This window comes from Schleiferia thermophila (assembly GCF_003337435.1).
GTDB classification, from domain to species: Bacteria; Bacteroidota; Bacteroidia; order Flavobacteriales; family Schleiferiaceae; genus Schleiferia; species Schleiferia thermophila.
The window spans coordinates 178,255-190,860 of the sequence record NZ_QPJS01000001.1 but is presented as its reverse complement, the minus strand read 5'-3'; the positions used below and the strand labels follow the sequence as shown (position 1 = coordinate 190,860).

Sequence of the window (12,606 nt, the reverse complement as noted above, 5' to 3'; positions counted from 1 at the left end):
TCGGTATTAAGCTTTTATTCCATTGTAATCTTTAGTCCTAATCCAAGCAACTCATGCAACAATACGTTGAATGATTCAGGAATTCCTGGTTCGGGCAGGTTTTCACCTTTAACAATAGCTTCATAGGTTTTTGCTCTTCCTACCACATCATCGCTCTTAATGGTAAGAATTTCCCTCAAAATGTTGGATGCGCCGTAGGCTTCGAGAGCCCAGACTTCCATTTCACCGAAGCGCTGACCACCAAATTGAGATTTTCCTCCGAGTGGTTGCTGTGTAATAAGGGAGTAAGGTCCAATAGATCGTGCGTGCATTTTATCATCGACCATGTGGCCGAGTTTGAGCATGTAAATGATACCTACGGTAGCTTTTTGGTCAAAGCGCTCGCCAGTACCACCATCGTACAAGTACGTATGGCCAAATCTCGGCAATCCTGCAAGGTCCGTATAATAGTTGATGTCATCGATGCTGGCTCCGTCGAATATAGGAGTAGTAAACTTAAGTCCAAGTTTTTGGCCTGCCCAGCCTAGTACTGTTTCATAGATTTGTCCGATGTTCATCCGCGATGGAACACCCAGCGGATTTAGGACGATGTCTACAGGAGTACCATCTTCGAGGAATGGCATGTCTTCTTCCCGGACTATTCTAGCGACAATACCTTTGTTTCCGTGGCGGCCGGCCATCTTGTCACCTACTTTGAGTTTGCGCTTTTGGGCCACATAAATCTTAGCCAGTTTGACAATTCCCGGAGGAAGCTCATCACCAACTGTGATGTTGAATTTTTTGCGTTTCAGAATTCCAAGGTAATCACTTGCTTTAATTTTATAATTGTGAAGCAGGGTAGTGATCAGATTGTTCTTCTCCTCATCAGTAGTCCATTGACCACCTTGAATCCTGGTATAATCTTCAATGGAATTCAGGATTTTTTGTGTAAACTTGGTTCCTTTGGGAATAACAACCTCATTTAGATCATTGTACACACCCTGAGATGTTTTTCCCGCTACCAGGATGTTGAGTTTTTGGAGAAATTCTTCTCTAAGCTCTGCAATACTTTTGTTGTATTCATCTTCTGCTTCCTGTATTTCTTGTTTTTCTTTTTGTTTAGACCTTTTGTCTTTGAGAGCTTTCGAAAAGAGCTTTTTGTCTATTACAACACCATAAGCAGAAGGGGGCGCTTTTAGTGAGGCATCTTTTACGTCTCCGGCCTTATCTCCAAAGATAGCTCTGAGGAGTTTTTCTTCGGGAGTGGGATCTGACTCTCCTTTAGGTGTGATTTTTCCAATGAGGATATCACCAGGTTTAATTTCAGCGCCGATCCGGATGATTCCGTTTTCATCCAGGTCTCTGGTTGCATCTTCACTTACATTGGGGATATCGCAAGTGAGCTCTTCCATACCGAGCTTCGTATCGCGTACATCCACCGAGTATTCCTCAATGTGTATAGAGGTAAAGATGTCTTCTCGCACTACCCGTTCAGAAATCACGATGGCGTCCTCAAAATTATAGCCTTTCCATGGCATGAATGCTACTTTGAGGTTTCTGCCAAGTGCCAGTTCACCGTTTTTGGTGGAGTAACCTTCACAGAGCACCTGACCCTTGGTGACGCGATCGCCTACCTTTACAATGGGTTTGAGATTGATGACAGTATTTTGGTTGGTTTTGCGGAATTTGGTGAGTGTATAGATTTTCAGATCATCCTCAAAGCTCACAAGACGTTCGTTTTCAGTCCTGTTGTAGCGGATGTGAATTTCATTGGCATCTACATACTCAACTGTACCATCACCTTCTGCATTGATTAGGACTCTGGAGTCTTTAGCTACTACTCGCTCCATACCAGTTCCAACTATTGGTGCTTCAGGTCTGAGAAGCGGAACAGCCTGGCGCATCATGTTTGAGCCCATCAATGCACGGTTGGCATCGTCGTGTTCGAGGAAAGGGATGAGTGAAGCAGATATGGAGGCAATCTGATTAGGCGCCACATCCATATAGTTCACTTCATTGGGCTCTACAATGGGGAAATCACCTTCTAATCTGGATTTGATTTTATTGTTTACAAACTCTCCATTTTCATCTATGGGTGCATTAGCTTGCGCAATCACCATACCTTCTTCTTCCTCCGAAGAGAGATAGATTGGGTTTTCGTCCAGCTTTACTCGGCCGTTTTCTACTTTGCGATAGGGAGTTTCGATAAAACCCAGACTATTGACCTTCGCGTATACACAGAGTGAGGATATAAGACCAATATTGGGTCCTTCGGGCGTTTCAATCGGACACAACCGTCCATAATGTGTATAGTGTACATCGCGCACTTCAAAACCCGCCCGATCTCTTGAAAGACCCCCAGGCCCTAGTGCGGATAGTCGGCGTTTATGTGTAATCTCTGCCAATGGATTGGTTTGATCCATGAACTGGCTGAGCTGGTTGGTGCCAAAGAAAGAGTTTATAACGGAGGAGAGTGTTTTGGCATTGATGAGGTCGATGGGAGTAAACACCTCATTGTCTCGAACATTCATGCGCTCCCGGATGGTGCGTGCCATACGTGCCAGACCTACACCAAACTGTGCTGCAAGCTGTTCGCCTACGGTCCTTACTCTTCTGTTGCTTAAGTGGTCGATATCGTCAACTTCAGCTTTTGAATTAATAAGCTGAATGAGATATTTTACAATAGCAATAATGTCTTCTTTAGTCAGGATTTGGATACTTGGATCGATGTCCAAATTGAGTTTTTTATTCAATCTGTAACGTCCCACATCGCCGAGGCTATAACGTGTATCTGAAAAAAAGAGTTTTTCGATAATACCTCTAGCGGTTTCCTCATCTGGAGGATCTGCATTTCTGAGCTGTCGGTAGATGTATTCCATGGCTTCGAGCTCAGAATTGGTCGGGTCTTTTTGAAGTGTATTATATATAATGGAATACTCTGATGATTCTACATCTTCTCTGTGGAGCAGAATGGTTTCAACATTTGCATCGAATATGAGGTCTATGTGTTCTTTTTCTATAATTTCATCTCTGTCAATAATAACCTCATTTCTTTCCAAAGAAACTACTTCTCCTGTATCTTCATCTACAAAGTCCTCAATCCAGGTTTTAAGAACACGAGCAGCGAGTCTTCTGCCGACTACTCGTTTCAAACCAGCTTTTGAGACTTTTACTTCTTCGGCTAGATCAAAGAGTTCGAGAATGTCTTTGTCTCGCTCAAAGCCAATGGCTCTTAGCAGTGTAGTGACGGGCAATTTTTTCTTTCTGTCGATGTATGCATACATGACATCATTGATATCGGTAGCAAATTCTATCCAGCTTCCTTTGAATGGAATGATTCGAGCTGAATACAATTTAGTACCGTTGGCATGATAACTCTGTCCGAAAAATACACCGGGTGAGCGATGCAATTGAGATACGACTACTCTTTCGGCACCATTGATGATGAAGGTGCCTCTTTCGGTCATGTAAGGAATGGTTCCGAGATAGACATCCTGAACTATGGTCTCAAATTCCTCATGTTCGGGGTCGGTACAGTAGAGTTTTAATCTGGCTTTGAGCGGCACTGAATACGATAGGCCTCTTTCAATACACTCGACCTCTGAATAGCGGGGTGGATCAACAAAGTAGTCCAGAAACTCCAGGACGAACTGATTTCTGGCATCTGTAATGGGAAAGTTTTCCAGGAAAGTTTTGTAAAGCCCTTCATTCTTGCGATTTTCAGGCTTTGTTTCCAATTGGAAGAAGTCTTTAAATGATTTGATTTGAATCTCAAGCAGATCAGGATAATCATTCAGGAGTTTTGCACTGCTGAATGAGACCCTTCCGTGTACTATTTCGTGAGGAATTTGGCTGCTCATAAGTAAATAAGCGGTTCGTTTTGAATAAGGATTGAAATACAAAAAAGGTTTAGGCCTGAAACATCAAGCCTAAACCAATGTGGTTAAGAAAGTAAAGTTACTTAATTTCAACTTCAGCTCCTGCCTCTTCAAGTTGTTTTTTGAGAGCATCGGCTTCGTCTTTTGTAACGCCTTCTTTAAGCGCTTTTGGTGCATTGTCTACTACATCTTTAGCCTCCTTAAGTCCGAGACCTGTAAGTTCTTTTACTAGTTTAACTACAGCGAGTTTTTGGGCACCAGCTGATTTGAGGATTACATCAAAAGAAGTTTTCTCCTCCACTACAGCACCTCCATCGCCAGTACCAGCAGCAGGACCAGCGGCTACAACTGCAGCAGCGGCAGGTTCGATTCCATAGGTTTCTTTTAGGTAATTGGCAAGCTCTTGTACTTCTTTTACTGTGAGGCTTACCAGTTTATCTCCGAGTTCTTGAATTGTTGACATTTTGCTTGATTTTTTAATTGTTAATAATTGAATTTGGGTTATTGGAAGCTGAGTGCGTACTTAGGAATTACATCAATTCTGTGCTCTTTCTTCAAGAGATTTAAGCAATCCGGCGATAGTTTGACCTCCGCTGTTAAGAGCAGATACCACGTTTTTGATGGGGCTTTGAAGCAGCAATATAATATCGCTTATAAGTTCTTCACGTGATTTCAGGTTCTCAAGGACTTTGAGCTGATTATCACCTACAAACACTGCCTCATCGATATAAGCACCTTTAAGAATTGGCTTCTCCGACTTTTTGCGCACTTCGGAGATCAGCCTGGCAGGAGTACTTCCACTTTCGGCGATCATCAGGCTTGTCATTCCTTTGAGGGTTGGAAAGAGTTCCCCAAAGTTTTTACCTGATCGCTCCATTGCTTTTTTCAACAATGTATTTTTTACTACCCTAAGCTGCACCTTTTTGTTAAAACAAATTCGGCGAAGCTGCGATGTCTGGGCAGCGTTTAGACCTTCAATATCTGTAAGATATATGACACTATTTTCTTTTAGAAGATCTGTGAGCTCGTTTATCAGTGTGTCTTTTTCCTGTTTATTCATTTCAGTACGTTTGTTTTATTAGTTAGTAGCCTGGCGTGGGTCGATTGGAATTCCCGGGCCCATAGTGGCACTCATGCTGATGCTTTTGATATAAGTGCCTTTTGCAGTCGAAGGTTTCAGGCGTACGATGGTTTTCAGCAGTTCCTCAGCATTTTCCTTGATTTTTGAAGGTTCAAAGGATACTTTTCCAACAGCTGCATGCACTATACCGTAACGGTCTACTTTGAAATCAATTTTCCCGGCTTTTACATCTTTTACAGCTTTTCCTACGTCCATGGTTACTGTGCCGGTTTTTGGGTTGGGCATCAGACCGCGTGGCCCCAATATTCTACCTAAAGGACCAATTTTTCCCATTACCGATGGCATAGTGATGATTACGTCTACATCAGTCCAACCGTTTTTTATTTTTTCTATATATTCATCAAGACCAACGTAATCTGCGCCTGCTTCTTTGGCTTCGGCCTCTTTATCTGCTGGAACCAGGGCAAGCACTCTTACTGTTTTCCCCGTTCCATGAGGCAGAGTTACAACACCGCGTACCATTTGGTTAGCCTTTCGGGGATCAACTCCCAGGCGAACTGCTAAATCTACTGATGCATCAAACTTTGCAATCGATGTTTCTTTGACCAATTTTGCAGCCTCATCGAGTGTATAGTTTTTATTTTTTTCAACTTTAGCGAGTGCTGCTTTCATTTTTTTTGTCATCCGAGCCATTTTTCTACTTTTTTAAAGGTGATTCACCTACAATTGTCAATCCCATACTGCGGGCTGTTCCTGCGATCATACTCATAGCTGATTCAATAGTAAACGCATTCAAATCCTGCATTTTATCTTCAGCGATAGCTCTGATTTGATCCCAGGTCACTTTACCTACTTTCTTGCGGTTTGGCTCAGCGCTTCCACTTTTGATTTTTGCCGCTTCCATAAGCTGAATGGCTGCGGGAGGGGTCTTAACGATGAAATCAAATGATTTATCGGTGTAAACAGTTATAAGTACGGGAAGTATTTTGCCCATTTTATCCTGTGTACGGGCATTAAACTGCTTACAAAACTCCATGATGTTAACACCTTTGGAGCCAAGTGCAGGTCCTATAGGGGGAGCAGGATTGGCCTGGCCTCCTTTGGCCTGTAATTTTATGATTGCTGCTACTTCTTTTGCCATTTTATTTACTTTTATCTTCGACTGATATGGAAGCAGTATCAGTCAGTTGTTGTTGTATATTGAGCTCACATCAATATCGTTGTTAAGCGTCTCGTTCCACTTGCATATAGCTAAGCTCAAGTGGTGTTTTTCGACCAAAAATCTTTACCATCACCTCGAGTTTTCTCTTCTCTTCGTGAATTTTTTCAATGACCCCATTGAATCCGGTAAAAGGACCGTCTATTACCTTTACTGTATCTCCTACAGTAAAAGGAACCTGGGTCATTTCAAGACTTTCGGCCAGCTCATCGACTTTTCCAAGCATTCTATTCACTTCAGATGGCCTAAGTGGCACCGGGTCACCGCCTTTTGTCTCACCCAGAAATCCAATCACACCGGGAATGTTCTTGATTACATGTATCATTTCACCCTCGAGGTTGGCTTCTATAATGATGTAACCCGGAAAATAATTCCTCTCTTTTGTTACTTTTTTTCCGTTTCTGACTTGTATTATTTTTTCGGTTGGAATAAGGACTTTGCCCAGCTGAGCTGACAGATTATTTCTGTGAACTTCGTTTTCAATGTAGTTCTTGATCTTATTCTCCTGGCCACTTATAGCCCTTACAACATACCATTTTTTATTGTCAGTCATTTTGAGTAGTCCTCTTTTAAAAGAGTGAATAAAACGTCTCTAAAACAAGGGTTATAACCTTATCCATGGCAAATATGATCAAAGAAATGACCACTGAGGCCACTGCTACGATTGCAGCAGTTTTTTGCATTTCTCCCCATGTAGGCCAGGAAGTCTTCTGCACCAGCTCTACATAAGATTCTTTCAATGCAATTTTTAACGATTCGAACATCACAATCTTATTTCTACCTCTCTAAGCACGGGTGGAGAGATTCGAACTCCCATCAACGGTTTTGGAGACCGCTATTCTACCCTTGAACTACACCCGTATGTGGTAAAAGGTGTTTCAGGTTTTACCCCGAAACACCCTGTAAAGTTATGAATTATTACTTTATTCGAGGATTTCAGTTACCTGGCCAGCTCCTACAGTACGACCTCCTTCGCGAATAGCGAAACGGAGACCTTTGCTAATTGCTACTGGTGTAATCAGATTAACAGTGATGGTGAGGTTGTCACCTGGCATCACCATTTCCACACCTTCTGGTAGGATAATTTCACCTGTAACGTCTGTGGTTCTGAGATAAAACTGAGGACGATACTTGTTGCGGAAGGCAGTGTGACGGCCGCCTTCTTCTTTTTTCAGGATATACACCTCGGCTTTAAAAGACCTGTGCGGTGTTTGAGAGCCTGGTTTGCAGATTACCATACCTCTGCGGATTTGAGATTTTTCAATACCGCGCAGTAACAGACCTACGTTGTCACCAGCTTCACCTCTGTCTAGAATCTTGCGGAACATTTCAACACCGGTAACGGTGGATGTGAGTTTCTCATCGCCAAAGCCGATGATGTCAACGGCATCACCAGAATTGATTACACCTGTTTCGATACGACCGGTAGCTACAGTACCACGACCTGTGATGGTAAAGACATCTTCAATCGGCATCAGGAATGGCTTATCCTTGTCTCTTATTGGTTCTTCGATCCAGTTATCAACTGCATTCATCAGGTCGAGAACAGTCTGAACCCATTTAGGCTCACCGTTCAGTGCACCAAGCGCAGAACCTCTGATTACAGGGGTATTGTCACCATCGTACTCGTAAAATGACAGAAGCTCACGAACTTCCATTTCTACAAGCTCGAGGAGTTCTTCGTCATCTACCATGTCCACTTTATTTAAAAACACCACGATTCTGGGCACACCTACCTGGCGAGCCAGAAGGATGTGCTCACGAGTTTGTGGCATAGGACCATCAGTAGCAGCTACTACAAGAATAGCACCGTCCATTTGTGCAGCACCTGTAACCATGTTTTTCACGTAGTCGGCGTGGCCTGGACAATCTACGTGAGCGTAGTGCCTTTTGTCGGTTTCGTACTCTACGTGGGCTGTGTTGATGGTGATACCTCTTTCCTTTTCTTCAGGTGCGTTGTCGATTGAATCAAAGTCGCGAGCCTGAGCCAGACCTCTCTCCGCAAGCACTTTGGTAATGGCGGCAGTAAGGGTGGTCTTTCCGTGGTCAACGTGACCTATGGTACCCACGTTTACGTGGGGTTTTTTTCTAATAAATTGCTCTTTTGCCATTTCGGAAGCTCAATTAATGTTGATAAAAATAAAAAAATCAGAGCCGATGGAGGGAATTGAACCCTCGACCTTTTCCTTACCAAGGAAACACTCTACCACTGAGCTACAACGGCTAACCTGGAGCGGAAGACGGGATTCGAACCCGCGGCCCTCAGCTTGGAAGGCTGATGCTCTACCAACTGAGCTACTTCCGCAATACTTATCGTGGGGAGAGGAGGATTCGAACCTCCGAAGCTTTCGCAACAGATTTACAGTCTGCCCCATTTGGCCACTCTGGAATCTCCCCAAATTTTTTAAAGAACTTAAAGTTGAGCCGGCAGAGGGACTCGAACCCCCGACCAGCTGATTACAAATCAGCTGCTCTACCAACTGAGCTATGCCGGCTTTAAAATTTCGGATTGCAAATGTAGCTCGGTTTTTCAATTATCAAAATCTTTTCAGCTTCCAGATCTTTCATCTTTTTGACCATTTTTAAGATTTTGAAGACTCTTTTATATTATTGATATTCATTAATTTATATTCAACCATCTCAATAGCAGGTCATGCAAATTGTACCATTTCCATAGATATTTTAAGGAAATTAAAAAGAATTTAACACTTACAGACAAATATTCTGTTGGCATTTTATTTCCTACTTTTAATTTGTGCTCCATTTCATTTCAGTTGCTTATGAAAAAAATTATCATTACCGGTGGTGCCGGCTTTATAGGTTCACACGTTGTAAGACGATTTGTGACTAAATATCCGCAATATCAGATTTACAACCTGGATGCCCTGACGTACGCCGGAAATCTGGAAAACTTGCGAGATGTAGAAAACTTTCCAAATTATACATTTATAAAAGCAGACATTACGGATGCCGATAAAATGTATGAGATTATATCGGAAATCGATCCAGACGGTGTCATTCACCTTGCAGCCGAATCGCATGTAGACAGGTCCATCAACGATCCTCTCGCATTTGTAAAAACAAATGTGATTGGAACAGTAAATTTGCTCAATGCGTGCAGAGATATCTGGAAAGGTCGGTATGATGAAACTCTTTTTTATCACATCTCTACCGACGAAGTTTACGGCACCTTAGGAGAGTCGGGTCTTTTCACTGAAACTACACCTTACGATCCCAACTCACCCTATTCAGCTTCAAAGGCTGCATCCGATCATTTTGTAAGAGCCTATGGAGAAACTTATGGGATGAACTACATCATCACAAATTGCTCCAACAATTATGGTCCATTTCAATTTCCCGAAAAACTGATTCCTCTCTTTATCAATAATATCATCGCTAATAAACCTCTTCCAGTGTATGGAGATGGCCTTTACACCAGAGATTGGCTCTATGTAATTGACCATGCCATGGCGATTGACCTGGTCTACCACAAGGGAGCAAAGCATGAAACCTACAACATTGGAGGATTCAACGAATGGAAAAACATAGACTTAGTCAGATTATTATGCAGACTCATGGACAAAAAACTCGGGCGACCGGAGGGAACAGCTGATAAGCTGATCACCTTTGTTAAAGACAGGCCGGGTCACGACCGAAGATATGCAATAGATGCAACAAAAATCAATACTGAGCTGGGCTGGAAGCCAAGTGTAACTTTCGAAACAGGCCTTTCAGAGACTATTGATTGGTATCTGGAGAATACGGAATGGCTGAAGAATGTTACATCCGGTGCGTATCAAAAATACTACGAAGAGATGTATAAAAATAGGTGATTCAGAAAGTTATTCAAATACCCCAGGGGTGGCTAATGCCACCCTTTCGTATTTTTTATTGCCCTATTTCTCTTCCTGTAATAGCTACCAACTTTTTATTGTTGCCAAATAATAGTCCCCTGTTTAGAATGTAGCTTGGCAAACCCTCCGGCAAGTACGCGTGAATTCGCAATCTTTTGAAAACCGCAAATGAATCTGCAGATGTCGTCCATTCGCATTCAAAGGCTTCACTGGTTAAATCCGTTAGTATTTCAACAGTTACATCAAAGTTACCTGCATGGGTGACCCATTTCAAAGTCTTATTGTTACAATTTTCAAATAAAACTGCTTCAACTACGATATCAGCAGAAAGATAATTCAACGGTTTTTTAGAACAGATGCCTTCAAATATCTCATTAAATTCACCCTCTATCAGTACAGTGATGCTTTGACCCATGAAGGCAGTATCTGCTTTAATTCCGTGGTAAAAAATACTTTGAATTATGATTGATTTTTCACTGCCTTTGAGAAATAATTCATCTCCGCTTTTTAGTATCCCAGATAATATCTTTATTCCTATACATTTCAAATCCGGACGATACCAGGCAATCCTTGCAATTGTAGTATTGGAATGAGTTTTCAGTCTACTTACGTTTTGGTCTGCCAGATTCAGAAAACACTGGAATAGAGTCGGCCCCTGATACCATTGAGTATAACCGCTGTCAAATACCACATTATGACCTGAAAGGGCTGATACGGGTATATAAGTAATTTGACCGGGAAAAAGTAGAGAGAACTTAGCTGTAAGTGATTTTTGAAAGTCACAAAATTGTTGCATTTTCCAATCGACAACGTCCATTTTATTGACTACCACAATCAGCCGGTTGATGCCAAACATACGTGCCAATATCAGATGCCGGATCGTTTGGTCAGTGATAGAGCGGGAAATATCTGTAATCAAAACCAAGGAATCGGCCTCACTGATGCCGACAGCTGCCCTTGTAAGAAATTCCAGATGACCTGGTGTATCAATCAATTGGAATCTTATTCCATTGAGGTTGACGCTTCGGTATGCTACATCTATGGTGATCCGTTTTTGTTGTTCGGTACTAAGGCCGTCGGTCAGCCATGCGATCTCAGGTGCTGGGCGGCCAAGTCTTTTGCTTTCTTCGGCTATTGATTGAAGCTGATCATCTGGTACATTGTGCGTGTCCATCAGAAACCTACCCAGTAGGGTACTTTTACCATCGTCAGTACTCCCGGCAATAGCGATTTTTATAAGTTTATCCGGCATTCGGTTGAACGGATCAAGGTCTTTTAATTTATTGGTTATGCAAAAGTACAGACGCAAACTATTGAATGGGAATCTCTACAACCGCTTACGCTTGTATGGGCCAACACCATTTTCAGTAACGGGTTTAATAATTCATTTGTAATGAACGTGAAAACATATGATTTATTTGCATCGTTGCATTCTAAGATGTCACGTTTTATTTCATGTCAATCATTACTGTAAACAATGTCTGTAAAATCTATTATCCCGGAGAAATAGAGGTACGAGCGTTGGATGGGGTAAGCCTCAATATTGAGCCTGGGGAGTTTACAGCCATCATTGGTCCGTCTGGCTCAGGAAAGACCACTCTGCTGAATCTGATAGGTGGCCTGGACCGGCCATCCTCAGGGCAGGTAATCATAAATAACACTGATCTCAGCTCTTTAACAGAGGATGAATTGATCGACTTTCGCCTTTTCAACATTGGATTTGTGTTCCAATCATACAATTTAATCCCGGTACTCAGCGCTCTGGAAAATGTGGCTTTTATCATGCAGCTTCAAGGAGTAAAAAAGGAGGATTATATCAGGCGATCGAAGGAAATTTTGCATAGGGTCGGTTTGGGTAGCAAGTTGCACCAAAGGCCCTCACAACTCTCCGGAGGTCAGCAGCAGAGGATAGCAGTAGCCAGAGCATTGGTTTCACGTCCGGCCTTTGTGCTAGCCGACGAACCCACAGCAAACCTCGACAGTAATACTGCCCGCCAGTTACTGGATTTGATGTCCGAACTCAACAGGGAATTGGGAGCTACATTCATTTTCAGCACGCACGACCACAGGGTGATTGAAGCTGCCAGGCGAATCATCACCCTGGAAGATGGTAAAATTGTTTTGGACGAGCTAAAAAACTAGCCCGGTGATATAAGTAACGCTTGAAGATAATTATTGAATCTACTTTTGAACCGGAAAACGTTGGAGATATGAAATTTTTAAAACTGGTAGTCAATATCCTATCCATGCGGTGTCCGAGATGCAGAACATCACCTCTTTTTACTCAACCAAATCCATATAAGATTTCGAAACTTTTTGAAATGCACGAAAAGTGTCCGTCCTGCGGACAGCCTTACGTGATTGAACCCAACTTCTACTACGGTGCGATGTATGCGAGCTATGCACTTGCTGTAGCCCTGTTTGTAGCCGTATTAGTCATTTTGACCTTAATAGGTCACAACGAAATCGAGGTACTGATCCCAACATATTTCATTGTGTTGGTCATCCTTTCGCCTGTGCTGTTTAGATTGTCGCGGTCGCTTTGGATTCATTTTTTTGTAAAATACGATCCGGAGTGTAAGGCAGAAAAATAGA

General features: G+C 42.5%; 12 protein-coding genes and 5 tRNA genes. 3 read left to right on the top strand and 14 right to left on the bottom strand.

The features are described 5' to 3' along the window. Window positions 1-14 precede the first annotated feature (14 nt). The 13 genes from rpoB to DES35_RS00840 form a co-directional block, all read right to left on the bottom strand. Complete coding sequence (gene rpoB / locus DES35_RS00900; RefSeq protein ID WP_114365547.1) at window positions 15-3,839, bottom strand: DNA-directed RNA polymerase subunit beta; 3,825 nt, start codon at window positions 3,837-3,839, stop codon at window positions 15-17. Window positions 3,840-3,936: 97 nt separating this feature from the next. Then, on the bottom strand, window positions 3,937-4,320 hold the full coding sequence (rplL, locus tag DES35_RS00895) for a 50S ribosomal protein L7/L12 (protein WP_114365546.1): 384 nt from the start codon (window positions 4,318-4,320) through the stop codon (window positions 3,937-3,939). A gap of 72 nt (window positions 4,321-4,392) precedes the next feature. Then, window positions 4,393-4,917: a 50S ribosomal protein L10 gene (gene rplJ / locus DES35_RS00890; RefSeq protein WP_114365545.1), complete on the bottom strand. Its 525-nt coding sequence runs from the start codon at window positions 4,915-4,917 to the stop codon at window positions 4,393-4,395. A gap of 18 nt (window positions 4,918-4,935) precedes the next feature. Beyond that, window positions 4,936-5,631 (bottom strand): 50S ribosomal protein L1, encoded by a 696-nt coding sequence (gene rplA / locus DES35_RS00885; RefSeq protein ID WP_037357711.1) that lies wholly within the window; start codon window positions 5,629-5,631, stop codon window positions 4,936-4,938. Between the two features lie 4 nt (window positions 5,632-5,635). Continuing rightward, window positions 5,636-6,079 carry a 50S ribosomal protein L11 gene (gene rplK / locus DES35_RS00880; protein ID WP_037357708.1) on the bottom strand — a complete coding sequence of 148 codons (444 nt, stop codon included), beginning with the start codon at window positions 6,077-6,079 and terminating at the stop codon, window positions 5,636-5,638. An 82-nt stretch (window positions 6,080-6,161) separates the two neighbouring features. After that, on the bottom strand, window positions 6,162-6,710 hold the full coding sequence (gene nusG, locus DES35_RS00875) for a transcription termination/antitermination protein NusG (protein ID WP_037357705.1): 549 nt from the start codon (window positions 6,708-6,710) through the stop codon (window positions 6,162-6,164). Window positions 6,711-6,726: 16 nt separating this feature from the next. Then, entirely contained in the window at window positions 6,727-6,921 is a 195-nt protein-coding gene (locus DES35_RS00870) for a preprotein translocase subunit SecE (RefSeq protein WP_037357702.1), read from the bottom strand. A 26-nt stretch (window positions 6,922-6,947) separates the two neighbouring features. Then, window positions 6,948-7,018 (bottom strand) — tRNA-Trp (locus DES35_RS00865). Window positions 7,019-7,080: 62 nt separating this feature from the next. Further along, on the bottom strand, window positions 7,081-8,268 hold the full coding sequence (tuf, locus tag DES35_RS00860) for an elongation factor Tu (protein WP_037357698.1): 1,188 nt from the start codon (window positions 8,266-8,268) through the stop codon (window positions 7,081-7,083). 41 nt (window positions 8,269-8,309) lie between these two features. After that, window positions 8,310-8,381: transfer RNA gene (locus tag DES35_RS00855), tRNA-Thr, on the bottom strand. A 5-nt stretch (window positions 8,382-8,386) separates the two neighbouring features. Beyond that, window positions 8,387-8,462: transfer RNA gene (locus DES35_RS00850), tRNA-Gly, on the bottom strand. Window positions 8,463-8,473: 11 nt separating this feature from the next. After that, window positions 8,474-8,554, bottom strand: a tRNA-Tyr gene (locus DES35_RS00845). 25 nt (window positions 8,555-8,579) lie between these two features. Then, window positions 8,580-8,652 (bottom strand) — tRNA-Thr (locus DES35_RS00840). 285 nt (window positions 8,653-8,937) lie between these two features. Here DES35_RS00840 and rfbB point away from each other — a divergent pair. After that, window positions 8,938-9,990 (top strand): dTDP-glucose 4,6-dehydratase, encoded by a 1,053-nt coding sequence (rfbB, locus tag DES35_RS00835; RefSeq protein WP_114365544.1) that lies wholly within the window; start codon window positions 8,938-8,940, stop codon window positions 9,988-9,990. 55 nt (window positions 9,991-10,045) lie between these two features. Here rfbB and DES35_RS00830 read toward each other — a convergent pair whose 3' ends face one another. Next, the gene (locus tag DES35_RS00830) at window positions 10,046-11,263 is read right to left on the bottom strand and encodes a GTP-binding protein (protein ID WP_114365543.1); all 1,218 of its coding nucleotides are present in this window, start codon (window positions 11,261-11,263) and stop codon (window positions 10,046-10,048) included. A 203-nt stretch (window positions 11,264-11,466) separates the two neighbouring features. On the opposite strand from DES35_RS00830, the gene DES35_RS00825 reads away from it, so the two are divergent. Both DES35_RS00825 and DES35_RS00820 read left to right on the top strand, forming a co-directional pair. Then, window positions 11,467-12,153: an ABC transporter ATP-binding protein gene (locus DES35_RS00825; protein WP_114365542.1), complete on the top strand. Its 687-nt coding sequence runs from the start codon at window positions 11,467-11,469 to the stop codon at window positions 12,151-12,153. 68 nt (window positions 12,154-12,221) lie between these two features. Beyond that, window positions 12,222-12,605, top strand: coding sequence for a DUF983 domain-containing protein (locus DES35_RS00820; RefSeq protein ID WP_037357687.1), 384 nt, complete (start codon window positions 12,222-12,224; stop codon window positions 12,603-12,605). Window position 12,606: the final 1 nt, after the last annotated feature.

What these genes read in the sequence shown, in the direction of transcription:
- rpoB (WP_114365547.1), bottom strand. Translation starts at nt 3,839, where the DNA reads ATGAGCAGCCAAATTCCTCACGAAATAGTACACGGAAGGGTCTCATTC.
- rplL (WP_114365546.1), bottom strand. Translation starts at nt 4,320, where the DNA reads ATGTCAACAATTCAAGAACTCGGAGATAAACTGGTAAGCCTCACAGTA.
- rplJ (WP_114365545.1), bottom strand. Translation starts at nt 4,917, where the DNA reads ATGAATAAACAGGAAAAAGACACACTGATAAACGAGCTCACAGATCTT.
- rplA (WP_037357711.1), bottom strand. Translation starts at nt 5,631, where the DNA reads ATGGCTCGGATGACAAAAAAAATGAAAGCAGCACTCGCTAAAGTTGAA.
- rplK (WP_037357708.1), bottom strand. Translation starts at nt 6,079, where the DNA reads ATGGCAAAAGAAGTAGCAGCAATCATAAAATTACAGGCCAAAGGAGGC.
- nusG (WP_037357705.1), bottom strand. Translation starts at nt 6,710, where the DNA reads ATGACTGACAATAAAAAATGGTATGTTGTAAGGGCTATAAGTGGCCAG.
- DES35_RS00870 (WP_037357702.1), bottom strand. Translation starts at nt 6,921, where the DNA reads ATGTTCGAATCGTTAAAAATTGCATTGAAAGAATCTTATGTAGAGCTG.
- tuf (WP_037357698.1), bottom strand. Translation starts at nt 8,268, where the DNA reads ATGGCAAAAGAGCAATTTATTAGAAAAAAACCCCACGTAAACGTGGGT.
- rfbB (WP_114365544.1), top strand. Translation starts at nt 8,938, where the DNA reads ATGAAAAAAATTATCATTACCGGTGGTGCCGGCTTTATAGGTTCACAC.
- DES35_RS00830 (WP_114365543.1), bottom strand. Translation starts at nt 11,263, where the DNA reads ATGCCGGATAAACTTATAAAAATCGCTATTGCCGGGAGTACTGACGAT.
- DES35_RS00825 (WP_114365542.1), top strand. Translation starts at nt 11,467, where the DNA reads ATGTCAATCATTACTGTAAACAATGTCTGTAAAATCTATTATCCCGGA.
- DES35_RS00820 (WP_037357687.1), top strand. Translation starts at nt 12,222, where the DNA reads ATGAAATTTTTAAAACTGGTAGTCAATATCCTATCCATGCGGTGTCCG.